Source organism: Paenibacillus sp. 79R4 (genome assembly GCF_013393165.1).
Classification (GTDB): domain Bacteria; phylum Bacillota; class Bacilli; order Paenibacillales; family Paenibacillaceae; genus Fontibacillus.
The window spans coordinates 18,841-37,279 of sequence record NZ_QJOT01000010.1; the positions used below are offsets into that span (position 1 = coordinate 18,841).

An 18,439-nucleotide genomic window follows, 5' to 3' on the forward strand; every position below is an offset into this window, starting at 1 on the left:
GACCTATGTTAGGCGATTTCTACAGTATCCTCATCATCCAGCTTCACGGAGACAAGCTTGGATACGCCGCCTTCCTCCATCGTCACGCCGTAGAGCACATCCGCCTCTTCCATCGTCCCCTTGCGGTGCGTTACGACGATAAACTGCGTCTGCTCGGAAAATTCGCGCAAATATTGTGCGAAGCGAATAACGTTAGCTTCATCCAGCGCAGCCTCAACCTCATCAAGCACGCAGAACGGAACTGGCTTAACCTGTAAAATAGCAAACAGCAGCGCCATCGCTGTAAGCGCCCGCTCTCCCCCGGATAGGAGCTGCAGGTTCTGCAGCTTCTTGCCCGGAGGCTGAGCGACTATATCGATGCCCGTCTCAAGCAGATTGCTCGGGTCGAGCAGCTGCAGGTCCGCACGTCCACCGCCAAACAGCTTCGTGAACACGATGCTGAACTCGCGTCTGATCGCATCAAAGGTCAACTTGAAGCGCTTTGACATCTCTTCATCCATCTCCTGAATGACTTGATACAAGGTCGCTTTCGCTTCGACCAGGTCATTCTTCTGCTCGGTGAGGAACTGGTAACGCTCATTGACGCGATTGTATTCTTCAATCGCCCCGAGGTTAACCTCCCCAAGCAAGGTGATCTGCCGCTTCAATTCCTTCGCTTCGGCCTGCGCTGCCGGTACATCCTCCGGAATTGGATAACGCTGCTTCGCCATCTCATAGCTCAGCTCATAATCATCGCTTAGCTTGTTCAGAATATTCTCCAGCTCAACATCAAGTCGATTGGCCTGAATTTCCGTCTGACGCAGCTTCTCTTCCACCGACTTCAAGGCCAGGCGCTGTTCTTTGGTCTCATTCTCGCCATCCGACAGCTTCTTGACGAGCACAACCCGTGATGCTCTCTCCAGCTCAAGCTGTTCTCCGGCGCGTTCCTTCTTTAATTTATACTCATTCAGCTCTTCACGCTGCGTGGAGCTCTGATGTATGTTCTTCTCTAAGTCTGCCACAATCGACTGCAAAATACTGCGGTTTTGCTCCAATTCACGCTTGAGAATGCTGCAATCTTCCTCGGAACGCCGCAATTGCTCTCTTATAGAGAAGCATTCCTGATCCAGCTTGCCTTCACGAACCTTCAGTCCGGTCAAGCGGTCCTGAAGTTCTTCCTTCGCGGATTCATTGGCTTTGCGAGCATACTCAGCCGCCTGGATCGATTGCTGCACACGCTGCTCTTCCTTCTCCAGCTCAACCAGCTTCGCTTCCGCCTGAACTTTAGCCTGCTCCAGCTCTTCGAGCTCTTTCAGATAATGGCCTTTCTCCTGGCCATACAGCTCGAATTGCTCGGATACATGTCTCCATTCATGCTCAATTTGCTTCATATCGCTGGCAACGGACTGCTCCTCAGTCCGTTTATGGTCTCCAGCTTCACGCAGCTTCTCTAGCGATTGCTCCGACGCAGTTACCTGCTCACGTACATCAGCCAGCCCTTTGCGCAGCTTGTCCAGCATGTCATCGGCTTCACGAATGTCGGTAGCCAGCTGATCGAGCTGGCGCTTGCGTCCCAGCAGGTTGCTGTTCTTGCGATGCTGGCTGCCCCCGGTCATCGAACCGCCTGCATTTACGACGTCGCCCTCCAGCGTAACGATCCGGAAGCGATACTGGCAGCGAGCTGCCATCTTATTGGCCCGCTCCAGATCACTGGCAAATACTACATTGCCAAGCAGGCTGCCAACAATATTGTTATACGCTGAATCGTAACCTACCAATTCAGCTCCGATGCCTACAAACCCTTCAGCGTCCTCCATTAACCGCTTGTCCGCCGCTGAGATCTGCCTTGGGCGGATAACATCGCGCGGCAGGAATGTCGCTCTGCCCAGCTGGCGCTGCTTCAGGAATGCAATGGCCTGGCGCGATACAGCTTCATTCTCCATGACGATATGCTGCATCGCTGCTCCGAGCGCCGTCTCGACAGCAATTTCCAGCTTCTCTGGCACGCGGATTAATTCAGCTACCGCACCATGAACCCCATGAAGCACCGACTTGCGTGAGGCCTTAAGTACTTCCTTAACCCCAAGGGCAAAGCCGTCAAAGTCATCCTCCATCTCCTTCATCGTATCGCGGCGCGAGACGAGTCCTTCACGCTTCTGCTCCCATTTACGGATTCCGCTCTGGCTTTCCTCAACCAGCCGATGCAGGGACTGGCAGCGTTCACTTTCTGTAATGTACTTGCCGCGCAGATCAGCGATTTCCGTCCCTAATTGCTGAAGCGTATTCTCCAATAGAGTCTTCTTGCCTTTGAGCTGCTCCAGTTGCTCGCTCCACTTGGTTCCTTCTTCTTCCGAGCGCTGCATTCTACGCTGCACAGCTTCCTTCTGCTGATCATTGTAGCGAATCTCATTACGCATCCCGGCCATCTGGTTCATGATCTCGAGCAGCTGGCCTTTCAGGCCTTCCTCCTGCTCTTGGCTTATCCCGCCGGTAACCCCGATCAGCTTCACTTCCTCAGACTGCAGTTCATCACGAAGCTCGGTTAACTGCCGCTCTGCCGCGGCAAATTTCTCAGCCAACTGCTTCATTTCAGCTTCGCGCTGTGCGTAGCGCTCCTCGCTTGCAGCCAGCGATTGCTCGAGCTGCTCCCGATTCTGCGTCAAGTTCTTGGCTCGCTCTTTCAGAACCTCGCCAAAGCCTTCACTCTTCTCGTATTTTTCACTATTTTCAAGCAACTGATTCTGCAAAATCTCAATCTTGTCCTCAACCTGGCGCAGCGCCAGTCGATCGCTCTCAAGCTTCGCATCATGGGCCGATACGACTGTAGACAAGGCAAGCTCTTCCTCTTTTAGCTCACCCAATCTATCATTTGTAACGCTCCACGATTCATGAATCTGCTCGATTTGATGTACATATAAGGAGATTTCTATATTTTTAAGCGAATCGCGTAATTGTTTATATTTTAATGCCTTCTCGGATTGCTCCTTCAACGGTCCGATTTGATCCTCCAGTTCACTGACCAGATCGTGAATTCTCAGCAGGTTCTGCTCGGTATCATCCAATTTCCGCTTTGCATCACGCTTGCGGTTCTTATACTTAACAATTCCGGAGGCCTCCTCGAAGATACCACGGCGATCCTCAGAACGTGTACTCAGAATCTCCTCGATCCGTCCTTGTCCGATAATCGAATAGGCTTCCTTCCCGATCCCGGTATCCATGAACAGCTCGGTGATATCCTTTAACCGGCAGGTTTGCTTATTGATCAAATATTCACTTTCCCCACTGCGGTGGACCCGCCGCGTTACGGTAACCTCGCTAAAATCGAGCGGCAAGGCATGGTCGCCATTGTCCAGTGTCAGGGAAACCTCGCCATAATTCACCGCTTTACGCGCATCACTGCCGGCAAAGATGATATCCTCCATCTTACCGCCGCGCAGGGATTTGGCGCTTTGCTCTCCAAGCACCCAGCGAATCCCGTCGGGGATATTGCTCTTCCCGCTGCCATTCGGCCCTACTACAGCGGTAATGCCGCGGACGAATTCCATCTCCGTCTTGTCGGCAAATGATTTAAAACCTGCTAATTCAATTCGTTTCAAAAACATACGTTCACGATCACCTCTAACGACTATTGTAACATACACAAAGCCCCTGGGACAGAAGGACAAAAGGCATGGGGACAGGCTCTGCAGAGGATGTTCAAAAAAGTCCAGCCTATGATAAAAAAATCAACCGCCGCTAATTCAAGGAGGAGCAACCGCGCTGTTAAATGAATCTTCCTACGATATATAACTACGAAATAAAATATCAGCGCAGCAACGTCGCTACGTATTTTATAGCTATATTAATTCATTAAGAGAGTTGAGTTCATCTTGAAATCTTCCGGCAGGTTTGCTAGTCTGATAGACAACCTAGATTTGACAAAGGAGACACCTAATGAATAAGTCTATAAGACGCGCTATTCTACTTCCATTTGCAATCTCCTCGCTCCTTATCGGTTCGCTGTCCGCAGCCGCTTCTCCTGCCTACGCCCTGAGCAGCGTGATAACAAAAGCGACGGCAGCCCCGGAGATCCTGCTGAGTGGCAGTCCGTTAGCCTGGACGAGCGCCAGCCCATTCGTCTACCAAGGTACTACCTATGTCCCGCTTCGGGAAGCAGCCGAGCAATTGGGCGCAGAGGTCAAGTGGAACAAGAACAAACGGACCACCGAAATACGGATTCACGGGGATATTGTCGACCATCGTCCGGAGACTCGTTATTTCACTATTAATGGCTATGCTCAGTTACAGGCGCCAGCCGCTTCGCTATTGCATAATGGCGCTACGATGGTTCCGCTGCGAACCCTTGCGGAGACGCTGGGAGCAAAGGTTACCTCCTCTTCCAACCCGCTTCGCCAAATCAACCTGCTTCCGGATCATAGCACGGTCATCACGGATGCTGCGAATAAAGCCGAGGAATATTTAGTGCGCCAGCAGTTTTCAGGTATCGCACTCATTGCTGATCATGGACAAGTTTTGCTGCGTAAAGGCTACGGCCTTAACGGTCCTGACAAGCTGATCACGCCGGATGACCAGACCAGAATCGCTTCCTTAACCAAAGCCTTCACCGCCGCTGCCGTTATGAAGCTGGCTGAGGACGGCAAGCTGCAGCTGGATGATACGCTGGAATCGTACATCCCCGGGTTTCCGCAAGGAGACGAGATCACGCTGCATATGCTGCTATCGCATACGTCTGGCCTGACCTCCAATTTCCCCCGTACCGCAGGTTTAACATTAGAACAGACCATTGAGGCCATCAAAAGCAAGCCGCTCGCCTTTGCCCCCGGTGCCGATTTTAAATACAGCAACAGCGGCTATATGCTGCTTGGTCGTATTGTTGAACTCGTATCAGGCATGAGCTACGCCGATTTCATTCAAAGCCATCTCATCGGCCCTCTTCACATGGCAGACAGCGGAATCGCGGATCAACACACGCGGGTAATCAAAGGTTATGTATCCAAATCCGATCAGTGGTCGCTTGCCGGCACCTATTATACACAGCCCGGCTCCGGAGGAATATACTCCACTGTTGATGATTTATTAAAATGGGACGCCGCTCTAAATACAACCGAACTATTGAATCAGGATTCGCTGAACAAGCTGTTCACGCCCTATTCTTATAAGAACTATGGATACGGATGGATGATCGATCAGACGGCGGACCGGAAGATTGTATTCCACAACGGCAGCGGCACCGGCTATTCAACCGGTATATCGCGCGAAGCAGGCGGCGGAATCACCATTATTCTGCTCAGCAACCATGGCGGTGTGGATACTCTAACGATGATGAGAGATATTCGTCAATTCATCGCGGGTTAACCAGATCAGATTATGCTGCCGGACAAAATATAGATCAGATTATGCTGCCGGACAAAATATAGATCAGATTCAAAAGAATAGGGGCTTTCCAGTTGCCATAAAGATGGTAATAGGAAGCCCCTTCGAAGTAGTTCAAAAAGTCCGCTTTTGATCACGAAGTGAATCATAACTTCATTCAACTGAAGCGTTTTGAAAAAACGCACACCGCAAGCATAGGCTTCGATGTGAAAACCGACCTTTTTGAACTCTTATTCTTATTTTTTTCAGTTAAACCCGCCGTAGCTGCTCCAGCGCGACTTGCGCTGCCTGCTGCTCGGCCTCCTTCTTCGACCTACCGGTCCCGCGCCCTAAACTGCGTCCGTCCATCCAGACTTCGGAGACGAATTCGCGTTCATGCGCCGGGCCTCTTTCTTCAACAATCCGGTACTCCAAGGCTCCCATATTATGATGCTGGGTTAATTCCTGAAGCTCCGTTTTATAGTCGGTGGTCTGAAGCTTCCCGTCAAACACGATTTGCGTGAAGATGTAGCGATGCAAAAAAGCGGTGACCGCCTCCAGGCCCTGATCCAAATACAGAGCTCCTACAAAAGATTCAAATACGTCTGCCAGCAAAGCAGGACGGGTTCGTCCGCCCGTCATTTCCTCCCCTTTGCCAAGCAATACGTATTTCCCGAACTCCAGGCGTTCTGCAAACCGTACTAACGACGGCTCGCAGACAATGGCTGCCCGAAGCTTCGTAAGCTCGCCTTCAGGACGGTCCGGAAACAAGCGATATAAGTGTTCCGACACCGTCAGCTCAAGGACAGCGTCGCCCAGAAACTCCAGGCGCTCGTTGTCCTCGTGCTGATTGAAGCGATGCTCATTCACATAAGATGCATGGGTAAAAGCCTGTCGTAATAACTGCTTATTATGAAATACCAGTTGAAGTTTGTGCTGTAATTGCTTTAAATCTCCACTCAACTGACTGACCCCTTATGCTTCGAATTTCTTCAGAATAATGGTGGCATTATGGCCGCCAAATCCGAAAGAGTTAGACATAGCAATTCTAACATCCGCCTGTCTTGCTTCATTAGGGACGTAATCCAGATCGCATTCTGGATCCGGATGCTCTAAATTAATCGTTGGCGCGATCATTCCATACTGAAGCGTTAATCCGCAGATTACCGCTTCCACGCCGCCTGCCGCACCGAGCAGATGGCCTGTCATCGATTTGGTCGAGCTGATCGCCACTTTATAAGCATGATCGCCAAGCGCTCGCTTAATAGCGATCGTCTCCGACTTGTCGCCGACAGGGGTAGAAGTACCATGTGCATTAATATAATCAATTTCACTCGGATCGATATCAGCATCACGAATCGCCATCTTCATACAACGCTCCGGACCCTCCGGGTTCGGTTCAGTCATATGGTAAGCGTCTCCGCTCAGGCCGTAACCGATAACCTCGCCGTAAATTTTGGCTCCGCGCTTCTGAGCATGCTCGAGTGACTCCAGGATCAATACGCCGGACCCTTCACCCATAACAAAACCGTCGCGCTCAGCATCAAACGGGCGGCTCGCTTTCGCAGGATCATCATTACGGGTTGACATCGCTCGCATGGAACAGAATCCGGCAAGTCCGGTTGGACGGATCGTTGCTTCCGCGCCGCCGCAAATCATCACATCAGCATCGCCATATTTGATCAGCTTGTACGAATCGCCGATGGAATGAGTTCCGGTCGCGCACGCAGTCACCGCAGTGCTGTTAGGTCCCTTCGCGCCGAACGTAATCGATACCTGACCGGAAGCCATGTTCGCAATCATCATCGGAATGAAGAACGGGCTAACCCGCCTAGGACCTTTCTCCAGCAAAATGGAATGTTGATCTTCCCAGGTTCCCAGGCCGCCGATCCCTGAACCGATCATGACACCAACCCGTTCCGGGTCCGTATCTTCAGCAATGTTCAGACCACTGTCGGCCATCGCGCGGCTGGCAGCAGCAACAGCAAACTGGACGAAACGATCCATCTTGCGCGCATCCTTGCGGTCCATATAATCCTCAGGATTGAAATCCTTAACCGAAGCGGCAATTCGCGTCGTATATTCACTGACATCAAAAGACTCAATTTGCGACACCCCGGATTTACCTTGAATCAAGTTATTCCAGAGCGTATCCAAATCGCTGCCAAGGGCTGTAACAGAGCCCATACCGGTTATGACTACTCTATGTTTCAAACACACTCACCTCATATAGACTTCATGTGTAAATTCAATTTACATGTTCAAATACAATCATAAAATGCAATAGAAGAGGAGAAGTCCCGCCTGCTTGAAAGGAGGTACGGGACTTTGTCATGACATTAGGTATGAGATTGTATGTAGTTAACAACTTCACCTACAGTCGTAATCTTCTCTGCATCTTCGTCTGAAATTTCCAGATCGAACTCATCTTCTAATTCCATAACAAGTTCAACCACATCAAGGGAATCAGCACCCAAGTCATCTTTGAAAGACGCTTCAAGCGTTACTTCGGCTTCATCAGCGCCGAGGCGATCCACTACAATGCGTTTTACGCGATCAAATACATCGGACATCCGGTTCACCTCCTCTTTGGTATTATACGAGAATCTAAGTTAAAAAGCCATAGAAGGAAGAAGCAAATTACATATACATTCCGCCATCCACGTGCAGCGTCTGTCCTGTCATATAGGACGCGCTCTCCGAAGCGAGGAACACAGCCACCTTAGCAATCTCCTCTGGCTGTCCAAGACGCGCCAGCGGAATATTCCCCAGCATGCCCTGCCGCACCTCTTCCGGCAATTGATCCGTCATATCGGTCTCAATGAACCCCGGTGCGATACAGTTCACAGTAATATTGCGCGAAGCCAGCTCGCGTGCCGCCGACTTGGTCAATCCAATTACGCCAGCCTTAGCTGCTACATAATTCGCTTGACCAGCATTGCCTAAAACGCCGACTACGGAGGAAATATTAATAATCCGGCCTGAGCGCTGCTTCATCATCGGACGAGTTACAGATTTAATCCCGTTGAAAACACCCTTGAGATTCGTAGCGATCACTTCATCGAACTCTTCTTCCTTCATGCGCATGATCAAATTATCTCTAGTAATTCCAGCATTATTCACCAGAATATCAATTCGGCCCCAGGCTTCGACAACGCCTTTCACCATGGCATCGAATTGTTCGCTATCGCCGACATGGCCTCTAACCGCATACGCCTTAACTCCAAGCGCTTCAATCTCAGCCACGACTTTAGCAGCCGCTTCCTCGTTGCCCGCATAATTCACAGCGATATTAGCGCCGGCACCAGCAAGAGCAAGAGCGATGCTGCGCCCGATCCCGCGTGATGCGCCGGTAACAAGTGCAGTTTGTCCTTCAAGCAATTGGCTCATACATCCATCTCCTTTCCTAGGATAAAACAGATCATTCCAGGACGATTCCTCGTAGTACGAGAAACAATGATACGATCTTTATTAACAGAAATCAACTAAAATATTGTAAATCAAATATTTTTTTATAATATATGCATATTATTCCTGATCATTAAAGCTAAACATTCTCTTAGCCCAGCGCTTCTATCGTCTTCTCCAGCGTTTCCAGATCTTTCACATTGTACAAAGCAACCGTCTTGTCGATTTTCTTAATCAGGCCGGTTAGAACCCTTCCTGGCCCCAATTCAACAAAAGTGTCCACACCTTGCTCGATCAGCCAGGCAATACTGTCCGACCACAGCACAGGAGAATACACTTGCTGCACAAGCAGCTGCTTGATCTCCCCAGACTGTTGAACCGGACGTGCCGTTACGTTGGCGACAACCGCTACAGAAGCATCCTGAAAGGACACACTATCCAGCTTACCGCTAAGACGCTCCGCTGCCTCCCGCATCAGAGAGGAATGGAACGGACCGCTTACTTCGAGCGGGATCGCCCTTTTCGCACCGATTTCTTTTACACGTTCTACAACTTGCCCAACACCTTCTTTGCTGCCAGATACGACGATCTGTCCCGGGCAATTGACGTTGGCCAGCTCAACCGGATGACCGCCATTGCTAATTTCGGCACATAGCCCCTCTAAGCCCTCGCGTTCTCCGCCAAGCACGGCCGCCATTGCCCCTTGTCCACCTGGAACAGCCTGTTCCATAAATTCGCCGCGGGCACGAACGATAGATACGGCATCTTCAAATGACAATACACCGGCAGCTGTAAGCGCACTGTATTCCCCCAAGCTGTGACCGGCTACAAAATCCGGCTTTATTCCTCTGGCGGCAAGAGCCTCATACATGACGACACTGGTCGTGAGCAGGGCAGGCTGCGTATTGGCTGTCTGCTTCAGTTCATCCTCAGGGCCTTCAAAGATCAGTTCGCTAAGCGGAAAGCCAAGCTTCGCATCCGCCAGCCCAAATAATCGTCTAGCATCCGGGGATTGATCGAACAGATCCTTACCCATGCCGACGCTCTGGGAACCTTGTCCCGGAAAAACAAACGCTATTTTTCCCATTTTATTTATCCGCACTCCTTATTATTCGCTCCTAGAGATTGTTCAAAAAGCCATATTTGGTAAGAAAATTGATCGAAGCCACCTCAAAAATAAGTGACTGCGATACAAAGACCCCTTTTCTTACGATATCGAATTTCATCAGCGTAGCGCACTCGCTCGTCTAGCCTTCTCGATGCTGAGAATCGTCCTTTTTGAACTTAAGCTCTTATTCATCTCTGTCTGCGATTTTATGGTTTAGCACAATTACCAGACGAGGACGGACGCTCCCCAGGTCAAGCCGCCACCGAAGCCGACGAGCAGAACTGTGTCGCCTTCCTTGATCCGGCCCTCTTCTGCTGCTTCTACAAGCGCAAGCGGAATAGATGCTGCCGATGTATTGGCATACTTGTCGACGTTGATAACGCATCTTTCTTCCGGCAAATCAAGCCGCTGCATCGCAGATTGAATGATGCGGATATTCGCCTGATGTGGAACGAATAGGTCGATATCTTCTTTTGTCTTGCCTGCTTTGCGCAATACTTCTTCGGTTGCCGTCCCCATTACCCGAACGGCAAATTTGAATACTTCGCGACCGTTCATATAGATATAGTGCTGCTTCCCCTCAACGGTAGCTTCGGAGGCAGGCAGGCGAGATCCCCCGGCAGCCAGCTTCAGCAGGTCGCCCCCAGCCCCTTCGGCGCCAAGATCAAACGACAGGAAGCCACGTCCTTCAGGCACCTCTCCGACGATAACCGCACCCGCTCCGTCTCCAAACAAGACGCAGGTGTTGCGGTCTGTATAATCCGTAATCCGGGACAGGGTATCCGCCCCGATAATGAGTGCATTTTTGTACATTCCCGTTTGAATAAAGCCATTAGCGGTCGCCATACTGTATACGAATCCAGAACAAGCCGCAGATAAGTCAAAAGCAGCCGCATGCTTGGCACCCAGTTTGTCTTGCAAAATGCAAGCTGTCGACGGAAATGAAGTATCCGGCGTGATAGTAGCAACGATGATCAATTCAAGCTGATCCGCGGTCATTCCCGCCGACTTCAGCGCACGTACCGCCGCTTCATAAGCCAAATCAGAAGTCGCTTGCTCCGGTGCCGCAATATGGCGCTCGCGAATTCCGGTACGGGATACGATCCATTCGTCGTTGGTATCCACCATTTTCTCCAAATCCGCATTCGTTAACACTCGCTCTGGAACATATTTGCCGGTTCCAATAATGCCTACGGAACGCATTTTCATATACTCTCCACTCTCTTCCCGCTAATTTCTTGTGATATGCTCTCCGTTAACCGACTCTCAATCGCCAGCCGTGCTTGCCGGACCCCATTCTTGATCGCTTCGCTATCCGAGGAGCCATGGCTTTTTACAACCAGTCCGCTTAACCCAAGCAACGGCGCACCGCCATGCTGCTTATAGTCCATCATCTGCTTCATTCCACGCAAGGAAGGCATCAGCACAGCGGCTGCCAGCTTGTTCTTCAGGGACTTCGTGAATTCTTGCTTCAAGACAGAGAACATCGCTCCAGCTGTTCCTTCAAGGGATTTCAGCAGGATATTTCCGGCAAACCCGTCGCAGACCAGTACGTCGCAAGCGCCAGTTAACACATCGCGAGCCTCTACGTTACCGATAAAGTGGATCGGCAATTCTTGTAAAAGCGGATAAGCTGCTTTGGTTAACTCGTTGCCCTTCTTCGCTTCGGTCCCAACATTAAGCAAGCCTACGCGCGGCTTGGCGATTCCAGCCACCTTCTCACGATAAATACTGCCCATCAAGGCATACTGGGCCAAATGCTCTGGCTTGGCATCCATATTCGCGCCCAGATCCAGCGCCAGGACACCGCGGCCGTCCATCGTTGGTATAATCGGAGCAAGGGCCGGACGCTCGATTCCTTCCATTCTGCCGACAACGAGCAGACCCGTCGTCATCAACGCGCCCGTATTTCCCGCAGAGATCATCGCATCAGCTTCTTTATCATGCACAAGACGTCCCGCTACGACCATGGAAGCATCCTTTTTACGTCGAACCGCTCTTACCGGCTCGTCCTCCGCTTCAATAACATCTTCCGCATGATGAAGAATAAGATTGGCCGGGGCCTCCGACATTAACGGTCTGAGACGATCCTGATGCCCGACAAGTATAATCTCGGTGTCGCTCCATTCGCGGGCCGCGTCCATTGCCCCCTTCACAGTACTATCCGGTGCAAAGTCGCCGCCCATAGCATCAATGGCGATCCGCATGTATGTTTCCCCCTTCATGATTGTCATCCCCGGTCGAGCGGTAAATGACGAAGTTTCCTTGAAATACCATTTCCTCACCGACATAGGTAAACACTTCAACCTTGGCTTTGGCCTTATTCCCGGAAGAGGGACGGACGTAAGCCTTGGCAATGCATTTCTCTCCTAAATGAACCGATCTGATAAATCGGATGTCCGCCGAGAAGGTCAGGGCAATCTCATCATTGATGACCGCGACAGCTAGAGAATTTGCTTGTGCAAACACATGGTGTCCGCGCGCAATGCCGGTTCTTGAGAATACATGTTCATTACGGATCTCGAAGATGGAGATCCCGCTCTTATCCAGCTGCAAATCAACGATTTCCCCGATCACCTCATGCAGCGGCAAAGAACGAACCTGGTCGTAAGAGCGTTCTGCCATCTGCTTCATCCGTTCCCTAAGCTCAGGAATGCCCAGCTCCATCCGATCCAAGCGAATCGTCTGAATGCTGACCTTCAACTTCCGAGTCAATTCCTGATCCGTAACGAAAGGATTCTCTTCAATTAATTTAACAAGCTGCTGCTGTCTCGCTTTTTTCGGCAAACGTTCGATTGGATATCCCCCCCTGCAGAATGGCTACAATTATATAAAGTACGTAAACTTGCACTTATAGAGATTGTTCAAAAAGCCCGCCTTTGATAAGAAAACCGTTCGAAGTCATACAAGGTTGAGCAACCGCAATTCGCCGGTAGTTCTTCCTGCGATATAACAATTTATAAGTAATAGTTGTTGCGAGTAAATACTATGCGAGTAATACTATGCGAGTAAATTCTATATCTACAGCGAAGTTACAGGAAATGATCCAACTTCGAAACCTTGAAGCTTGAATTCAGCCGGGTCTTTTCGAACACTTACTTATAGATTAATATCCGCTCCATTTTAGAACCTGGTACTAAAATAGTATAAATCAACTTACCGCAAAAAGAAAGCAGAATTCCAAGCTGAGGCAATTTCGCCCGGTCCAGCCGTTGTTTTCACCGCCACTTGCCAGGTTGGATTAAATATGTAATGTTGTGCAATACTTGTGTTCTTTTAGCTTGAACTTCTAACGAAACTCAGAAGCCTTATTATGGCGAAAATACAAGCCTTCAGATTCTAACGAAACTCAGGAGCGTTATTCAAGCAAAATCCTTCCCCAAACGCACTGTTTATAGCAAATAGCGTTACCCTGTTTCGTTAGAATTTTTATGACTCCATTTTCGGGCAAATAACGATCCCAGGTTTCGTTAGAATTAAAAACGGATCTTCAGCAGATCATGAGTTTATTCTATAATAACAAAAAAAGTAGCACTTCATCAAAATGAAGTACTACTTTGCGTTAACGAAATCAAGTTTTATTGGTTAATAATTTCTCTCGATTTGTATGTTCCGCATACTTTGCATACGTGGTGAGCAAGCTTCAATTCTCCGCATTGTTCACATTTTACCATGCCCGGCACAGCCAATTTGAAATGCGTACGGCGTTTGTCGCGACGCGTCTTGGACGTTCTCCGTTGAGGTACTGCCATGGTTCTCCACCTCCTTATCAAATAAACCCTGCATCGGTGTTTTCATAATGTCACTTTCAAGTAGAAACGGTAACCTGTGAGATGGCTATCATCTCTCCTGGAAATTATAAGAAAAACGTCTAACGACGTACTTTCTACCTGCTTACTTCTTGAAAAAGTCGCCTAGTGCAGCCAGCCGCGGATCAATCCGCTCCGTATTGCAATCGCATTGCCGTTCATTCAGATCACTTCCGCAGGATGGACATAATCCCTTGCAGGTATCCTTACAAACGGCGGAAAAAGGAAGTTCCAGCAGCAGCGCTTCCTCCAGATAAGGTGTTAGGTCCAGACGTTCTCCGGATACAAGCACCAAATCCTCTTCTCCTTCATCCAGCTCAGCGTTATCCTCGTCACTTTGTTTGAAGGCTTCTTCAAATCGAACATCCACGCGACGCTTGAGTGGCTTCAAGCATCTGGAACAGGACATGTCCAATTCCGTCGATAAGCGCCCGGTAACGCGAACAACGCCGCCCCCTGCCGGCTCAGCCTGCAGTTCAGCTTGCAATGGGGAAATCCCCGTAATGTCCTTCCGTCCCTGAACTACATGACCGACATCCAATGTCTGGTGGAACTCCACCGGAGCTTCGGATGAAGAGATCTGACGAAAATTAATAATCATGAGTATCACTCCAAACAAACAAAAATAATTATACCGATCCAGGCTAAGTTTTGTCAACTGTAATCGGTATTCCCTTAACTTCAATTCACGCGGCTTGCCCTCTTGGAGTCACCTTCTGACTGGCAAAAAAACAGAATGCTCACCATCGCTTTCTCTAAGGAGGCACACTGCGGGGGCTATATGTTATATTCTTTATTAATTGAATAACATTTAAACCAATAAAAACTTAAAGTTAAGAAGACTAACACTTATTCTAACCTAAAAGGTGATGGCTTTGAATACCGTAGGACTAATTGTTGAATATAATCCACTACATAACGGACATGCCTATCATTTTCGCGAAGCCAAACGGCTGGCGAATGCGGATACGGCCGTCGCGGTAATGAGCGGCGATTTTCTGCAGCGCGGCGAGCCCGCGATCGTGAACAAATGGGCGCGAACCGAAATGGCGCTGCATCTCGGCATCGACCTGGTGCTTGAGCTGCCAGTGTCGTATGCGGTGCGGCCGGCGGAGTGGTTCGCGCACGGAGCGGCGGCGCTGCTGGATGCGACCGGCGTCGTGTCGCATCTGTGCTTCGGCAGCGAGTCGGGCGAGCTGCCGGTCCTGGGCGAGCTGGCAGCGCTGCTCGCCAGCGAGAGCGGCGCGCTCAAGGCCGCGGTCGCGGAGGAGCTCGCCACCGGGGCGAGCTACCCGCGCGCCTACGCGGCTGCTGCCGCGCGCGCCTTCGCCGCCGCAGGCGGCCTGGGCGGCGACGTGGACGCCGCCCGCCTGCTGCTGGAGCAGCCCAACAACTCGCTTGGGCTGCATTACCTGATCGCGCTGCGGCGGCTTAAGAGCGGCATTACGCCGCTCACCTTGCAGCGCCAGGGGGCCGGCTATCGCGACGAGAGTCCGCGCGATGCCAGCATCGCCAGCGCCACTGCCGTGCGCCGGCTCATCTCTGGCGGCGGCTCGCTCGCCGCTGCCGCCGCCTACCTGCCGCCCTTCACGCTGGAGATTCTGCAGCGTGAATTCGCGGCAGGCCGCGGTCCGCTGGATTGGGACCGCTTCTCCCAGCCCTTGTTCAGCCGCCTCCTCTCGGCTACGCCAGAGGAGCTGGTCGGTCATCCGGAGATGAACGAAGGGCTGGAGCACCGCATCCACAAAATCTTGCCCAAGCTGGAGCAAGCAACCGTAACCGAACTGATAGAGCAATTAAAGACCAAACGCTACACCCATACCAAGCTTCAGCGCACACTCATGCATACACTTCTTGGACATACACGGCCAATGGGTTCGCGCGAGGTCTTATCCGCCGGACCGCATTACTTGCGAGTTCTCGGCTTCAACGAGCGTGGTCGGCAGCTGTTGAAGAAGATGAAAAAGACGGCCAAGCGCCCGATCATCACTCGAGCTGCCGATCTGTCTCATCCGCAGCTCGATGCCGATATTAGAGCTTCAGCCGTCTATGCTAATGCTATGCCGGAGCGGACGGGGGTTGATTGGTTCCGCGACTACCGCCAACCCCCGATCAAACTTTAAAGTAATTCAAAAAAGCCACTTTTGATCACGAGGCAACTTCATGAAGAAGGCTCGACTTCGAATCTTGAATTCAACCGGGCCTTCCGGGGCTCTCGTACAAAAGACGTACGCTCCGCTCCTCACTCCCTGGCTTCATCCAACCTTCTCGGTGCTGAAAACCGGCTTTATTGAACCTTCATTTTACTTGGTAATTCAAAAAAGCCACTTTTGATCACGAGGCGACTTCATGAAGAAGGCTCGACTTCGAATCTTGAATTCAACCGGGCCTTCCAGAATCAAGCCTTTGGATCAAGCTGCTGCAAATACTCCAGCGCTTCTTGCGCGGTCTGTACCTTGACCAGCTTCATCTTGCTGCCGATCTGATCGACCTTCGCTTTGGCAACTTCGTAATTGTTCACCGGCACAAAAAAGATGTCGGCATGCTGCCTCTCGGCGGCAACGATCTTGAACTGTACTCCCCCGATTTCCCCAACCGTGCCGTCCTCGGCAATCGTCCCTGTACCGGCAACCCGATAGCCTTTGGACAGGTCTCCTGGCGTAAGCTGGTTATATATCTCCAAGGTGAACATTAAACCTGCAGAAGGGCCGCCAATGCGGGTATCGATGAATTTGACCTCCTGGTCCTCTACAGCAGGGTCAACCTTGCGCACCTCGCCGATGGAGATGCCAAGCCCCGCTTTGCTCCCATCCTTGTTCTCGGATATGTCAATCAGCTCTACCTGTTCGTCCAAAGTCTTATTCTTGCGCTCCAACTGGATGCTCACCCGGTCGCCAGGTTTCTTCCCGGCCATCAATACCGATAAATCCTCAAACTTGCCAATCGGCTGGCCTTCAACCTTGCGAATAATATCCCCCGGATGGAAATCGCCCTTAGGGGCAACTGCCTTGTAAAGACCAACAATAAATACATACTCCGGAACAATCTCATAATCGATATTTGCTAGATGATAAGCCGCCATAATAGCACTGGATTGCGAACTGCTCATATAATACTTCTGCTGCGTCTCATATTCCTCTTCATTACGATCCGGCTCCTTGCGTACAACCTCGGCGTTGCGATTAAATTGCGCGGTCGCCAGCATCGCCAGATTCGCATAACTGACAGACACGGTCGTAAGCATGAATGTGCCTTTTTCTTCCGGATCAGCGGCAGGAATACTCACCATCGGCTTGATCTCCTCTGCAAGTCCGGGCTGATTAATCATATAGGGCGTCGGCATATATACCATTACATATACGAGAACGACCAGGGTTATCAAGTATAGAGTTACTTTGATGACTACCGATTTATTGGATCGCATTTGTAATCCCCCTCCAAGCATGGTTGATATCTCATTGGTCTTCCGTTCCCTTGTCCAGCATATGCATAGTACTAGCCGTCCATTTCCATATACATATGAAGAAGGTGAACGCTTATGCAACGCGAACAGGGAAGCGCAGGCAAGATGTCTTCAACCATACTGTTTGCTGCTATTGCTATACTACTTGTAATCTGTATTGTCGCTGCCCCCGGCCCGGCCTTTCAAGCCTCCGGGCAAGGTCTGTCTCTCTGGTGGCGAGTTGTATTCCCGGCAATTTTGCCTTTTCTCGTTCTATCTGAAATGCTCATTGCCGGCGGATTCCCTCAGGGACTCGGCGTTATTCTGGAGCCCTTCACACGCAGAATCCTCAAGCTTCCGGGCTCCTTCGGCTGGATTCTCCCGCTCGGGATGACGGCCGGTTTTCCAGCGTCTGCTGCCGCAGCAGCAACCCTATATAAACAGAGGAGAATCACAGCAGACGAAGCCGAAAGAATGGCCGCTACCGCTCATTTCGCCAGCCCGATGCTCATCATGGTCGTCATCGGAGCCGGTTATCTGAATAACCCGGACCTTGGCTTGTTGCTGCTCTGTATTCACTGGATCTCCGGCCTGGCAGCAGCTTTTACGCTAAACCAATTCTGGCGTAATACCGCGCCCAGCAACCATGAGAAACGCCGGATGGGGCAGCAGAACCCTTTGAACAAAACAGCTCCATCCAGGCCGCAGACCGGACTAAAACTGGCACTGCGGAAAATGGAGCAGGCGAGGCAAGAGGATGGCCGCAGCTTCGGCAAGCTGCTGGGAGATTCCGTCGCTAATGGAGTTCAGACCTTGATGACCATTGGCGGTTATATGTTGATCTTTGCCGTCATTATTCACGTCGTCAACTCGTTTCTCCCGACATCCGCCCTGTCCTATCTCATTGCCGGAGCAGCGGAAATCCATCTGGGGACGCACGCGATTACGAAGCTTACCCTTTCACAACCCATGCTGGCCGCCTTGCTTGGCGCTGCGTTAGGATGGAGCGGAATATGCTCTTTCCTTCAAGTCCAGGCCGTATTGAAGCCTGTCGGAATCGGCGGTCGCAGATTTATTCTCCAGCGTATTCTTCACGGGGCCTATGCCTTTGTGTTGACTTTAATACTTTGGCGCCCCCTTGTTACTCTACTGCCAGGCGCCCTTCCCGCCTATAAGGAAATGAACCACCCGCTAACAGGCCGGATGGAAGCAGCGCTTCCGAACTGGCAGCTAGCGGCTGGCTCGTTACATAAGTCTATGTGGTTATTGGTCTTGCTCGTTATCCTCTTCGCCGCTATCTCGCTTACATGGAGAAGAAGCAGCCGCCAGTAAGCATTGCTC

Annotated in this window: 15 protein-coding genes; 3 read left to right on the forward strand and 12 right to left on the reverse strand. The window is 50.9% G+C overall.

Annotated features, from left to right (window positions below; translation table 11 throughout):
• Positions 1 to 8: 8 nt before the first annotated feature.
• A complete protein-coding gene (smc, locus tag DMN77_RS15350; RefSeq protein WP_179015603.1) occupies positions 9 to 3,581 on the reverse strand; it encodes a chromosome segregation protein SMC in 3,573 nt (1,190 codons plus the stop codon).
• A 331-nt stretch (positions 3,582 to 3,912) separates the two neighbouring features.
• Here smc and DMN77_RS15355 point away from each other — a divergent pair, with 331 nt between their 5' ends.
• Positions 3,913 to 5,334 carry a serine hydrolase domain-containing protein gene (locus tag DMN77_RS15355; RefSeq protein ID WP_179015604.1) on the forward strand — a complete coding sequence of 474 codons (1,422 nt, stop codon included), beginning with the start codon at positions 3,913 to 3,915 and terminating at the stop codon, positions 5,332 to 5,334.
• A 267-nt stretch (positions 5,335 to 5,601) separates the two neighbouring features.
• Here DMN77_RS15355 and rnc read toward each other — a convergent pair whose 3' ends face one another.
• The 10 genes from rnc to DMN77_RS15405 all read right to left on the reverse strand — a co-directional run bounded on the left by rnc (position 5,602) and on the right by DMN77_RS15405 (position 14,257).
• Positions 5,602 to 6,294 (reverse strand): ribonuclease III, encoded by a 693-nt coding sequence (gene rnc, locus DMN77_RS15360; protein WP_068780666.1) that lies wholly within the window; start codon positions 6,292 to 6,294, stop codon positions 5,602 to 5,604.
• A gap of 12 nt (positions 6,295 to 6,306) precedes the next feature.
• Positions 6,307 to 7,545 (reverse strand): beta-ketoacyl-ACP synthase II, encoded by a 1,239-nt coding sequence (fabF, locus tag DMN77_RS15365; protein ID WP_082790078.1) that lies wholly within the window; start codon positions 7,543 to 7,545, stop codon positions 6,307 to 6,309.
• Positions 7,546 to 7,670: 125 nt separating this feature from the next.
• Entirely contained in the window at positions 7,671 to 7,904 is a 234-nt protein-coding gene (acpP, locus tag DMN77_RS15370) for an acyl carrier protein (RefSeq protein WP_068780664.1), read from the reverse strand.
• Positions 7,905 to 7,971: 67 nt separating this feature from the next.
• Positions 7,972 to 8,721 (reverse strand): 3-oxoacyl-[acyl-carrier-protein] reductase, encoded by a 750-nt coding sequence (gene fabG / locus DMN77_RS15375; RefSeq protein ID WP_068780663.1) that lies wholly within the window; start codon positions 8,719 to 8,721, stop codon positions 7,972 to 7,974.
• 169 nt (positions 8,722 to 8,890) lie between these two features.
• A complete protein-coding gene (fabD, locus tag DMN77_RS15380; protein ID WP_179015605.1) occupies positions 8,891 to 9,826 on the reverse strand; it encodes an ACP S-malonyltransferase in 936 nt (311 codons plus the stop codon).
• A 243-nt stretch (positions 9,827 to 10,069) separates the two neighbouring features.
• Entirely contained in the window at positions 10,070 to 11,056 is a 987-nt protein-coding gene (locus DMN77_RS15385; protein ID WP_068780661.1) for a beta-ketoacyl-ACP synthase III, read from the reverse strand.
• Positions 11,053 to 12,054 carry a phosphate acyltransferase PlsX gene (gene plsX / locus DMN77_RS15390; RefSeq protein WP_068780660.1) on the reverse strand — a complete coding sequence of 334 codons (1,002 nt, stop codon included), beginning with the start codon at positions 12,052 to 12,054 and terminating at the stop codon, positions 11,053 to 11,055. Before plsX ends, DMN77_RS15385 begins: the two co-directional genes overlap by 4 nt.
• Complete coding sequence (fapR, locus tag DMN77_RS15395) at positions 12,038 to 12,634, reverse strand: transcription factor FapR (RefSeq protein ID WP_179015606.1); 597 nt, start codon at positions 12,632 to 12,634, stop codon at positions 12,038 to 12,040. Before fapR ends, plsX begins: the two co-directional genes overlap by 17 nt.
• 791 nt (positions 12,635 to 13,425) lie before the next feature.
• Entirely contained in the window at positions 13,426 to 13,599 is a 174-nt protein-coding gene (rpmF, locus tag DMN77_RS15400; RefSeq protein WP_018750828.1) for a 50S ribosomal protein L32, read from the reverse strand.
• 142 nt (positions 13,600 to 13,741) lie between these two features.
• Positions 13,742 to 14,257, reverse strand: coding sequence for a YceD family protein (locus DMN77_RS15405; RefSeq protein ID WP_179015607.1), 516 nt, complete (start codon positions 14,255 to 14,257; stop codon positions 13,742 to 13,744).
• Positions 14,258 to 14,531: 274 nt separating this feature from the next.
• Between DMN77_RS15405 and DMN77_RS15410 the strand changes: the two genes are divergently transcribed.
• Complete coding sequence (locus DMN77_RS15410; RefSeq protein WP_179015608.1) at positions 14,532 to 15,779, forward strand: nucleotidyltransferase; 1,248 nt, start codon at positions 14,532 to 14,534, stop codon at positions 15,777 to 15,779.
• Positions 15,780 to 16,054: 275 nt separating this feature from the next.
• Here DMN77_RS15410 and DMN77_RS15415 read toward each other — a convergent pair whose 3' ends face one another.
• A complete protein-coding gene (locus DMN77_RS15415; RefSeq protein ID WP_068780656.1) occupies positions 16,055 to 17,080 on the reverse strand; it encodes a SepM family pheromone-processing serine protease in 1,026 nt (341 codons plus the stop codon).
• A gap of 114 nt (positions 17,081 to 17,194) precedes the next feature.
• Here DMN77_RS15415 and DMN77_RS15420 point away from each other — a divergent pair, with 114 nt between their 5' ends.
• Complete coding sequence (locus tag DMN77_RS15420) at positions 17,195 to 18,430, forward strand: nucleoside recognition domain-containing protein (RefSeq protein WP_179015609.1); 1,236 nt, start codon at positions 17,195 to 17,197, stop codon at positions 18,428 to 18,430.
• Positions 18,431 to 18,439 lie beyond the last annotated feature (9 nt).

Coding starts and splice junctions, on each gene's coding strand:
- smc (WP_179015603.1), bottom strand. CDS start 3,581: ATGTTTTTGAAACGAATTGAATTAGCAGGTTTTAAATCATTTGCCGAC.
- DMN77_RS15355 (WP_179015604.1), top strand. CDS start 3,913: ATGAATAAGTCTATAAGACGCGCTATTCTACTTCCATTTGCAATCTCC.
- acpP (WP_068780664.1), bottom strand. CDS start 7,904: ATGTCCGATGTATTTGATCGCGTAAAACGCATTGTAGTGGATCGCCTC.
- fabG (WP_068780663.1), bottom strand. CDS start 8,721: ATGAGCCAATTGCTTGAAGGACAAACTGCACTTGTTACCGGCGCATCA.
- fabD (WP_179015605.1), bottom strand. CDS start 9,826: ATGGGAAAAATAGCGTTTGTTTTTCCGGGACAAGGTTCCCAGAGCGTC.
- DMN77_RS15385 (WP_068780661.1), bottom strand. CDS start 11,056: ATGAAAATGCGTTCCGTAGGCATTATTGGAACCGGCAAATATGTTCCA.
- plsX (WP_068780660.1), bottom strand. CDS start 12,054: ATGCGGATCGCCATTGATGCTATGGGCGGCGACTTTGCACCGGATAGT.
- rpmF (WP_018750828.1), bottom strand. CDS start 13,599: ATGGCAGTACCTCAACGGAGAACGTCCAAGACGCGTCGCGACAAACGC.
- DMN77_RS15405 (WP_179015607.1), bottom strand. CDS start 14,257: ATGATTATTAATTTTCGTCAGATCTCTTCATCCGAAGCTCCGGTGGAG.
- DMN77_RS15415 (WP_068780656.1), bottom strand. CDS start 17,080: ATGCGATCCAATAAATCGGTAGTCATCAAAGTAACTCTATACTTGATA.
- DMN77_RS15420 (WP_179015609.1), top strand. CDS start 17,195: ATGCAACGCGAACAGGGAAGCGCAGGCAAGATGTCTTCAACCATACTG.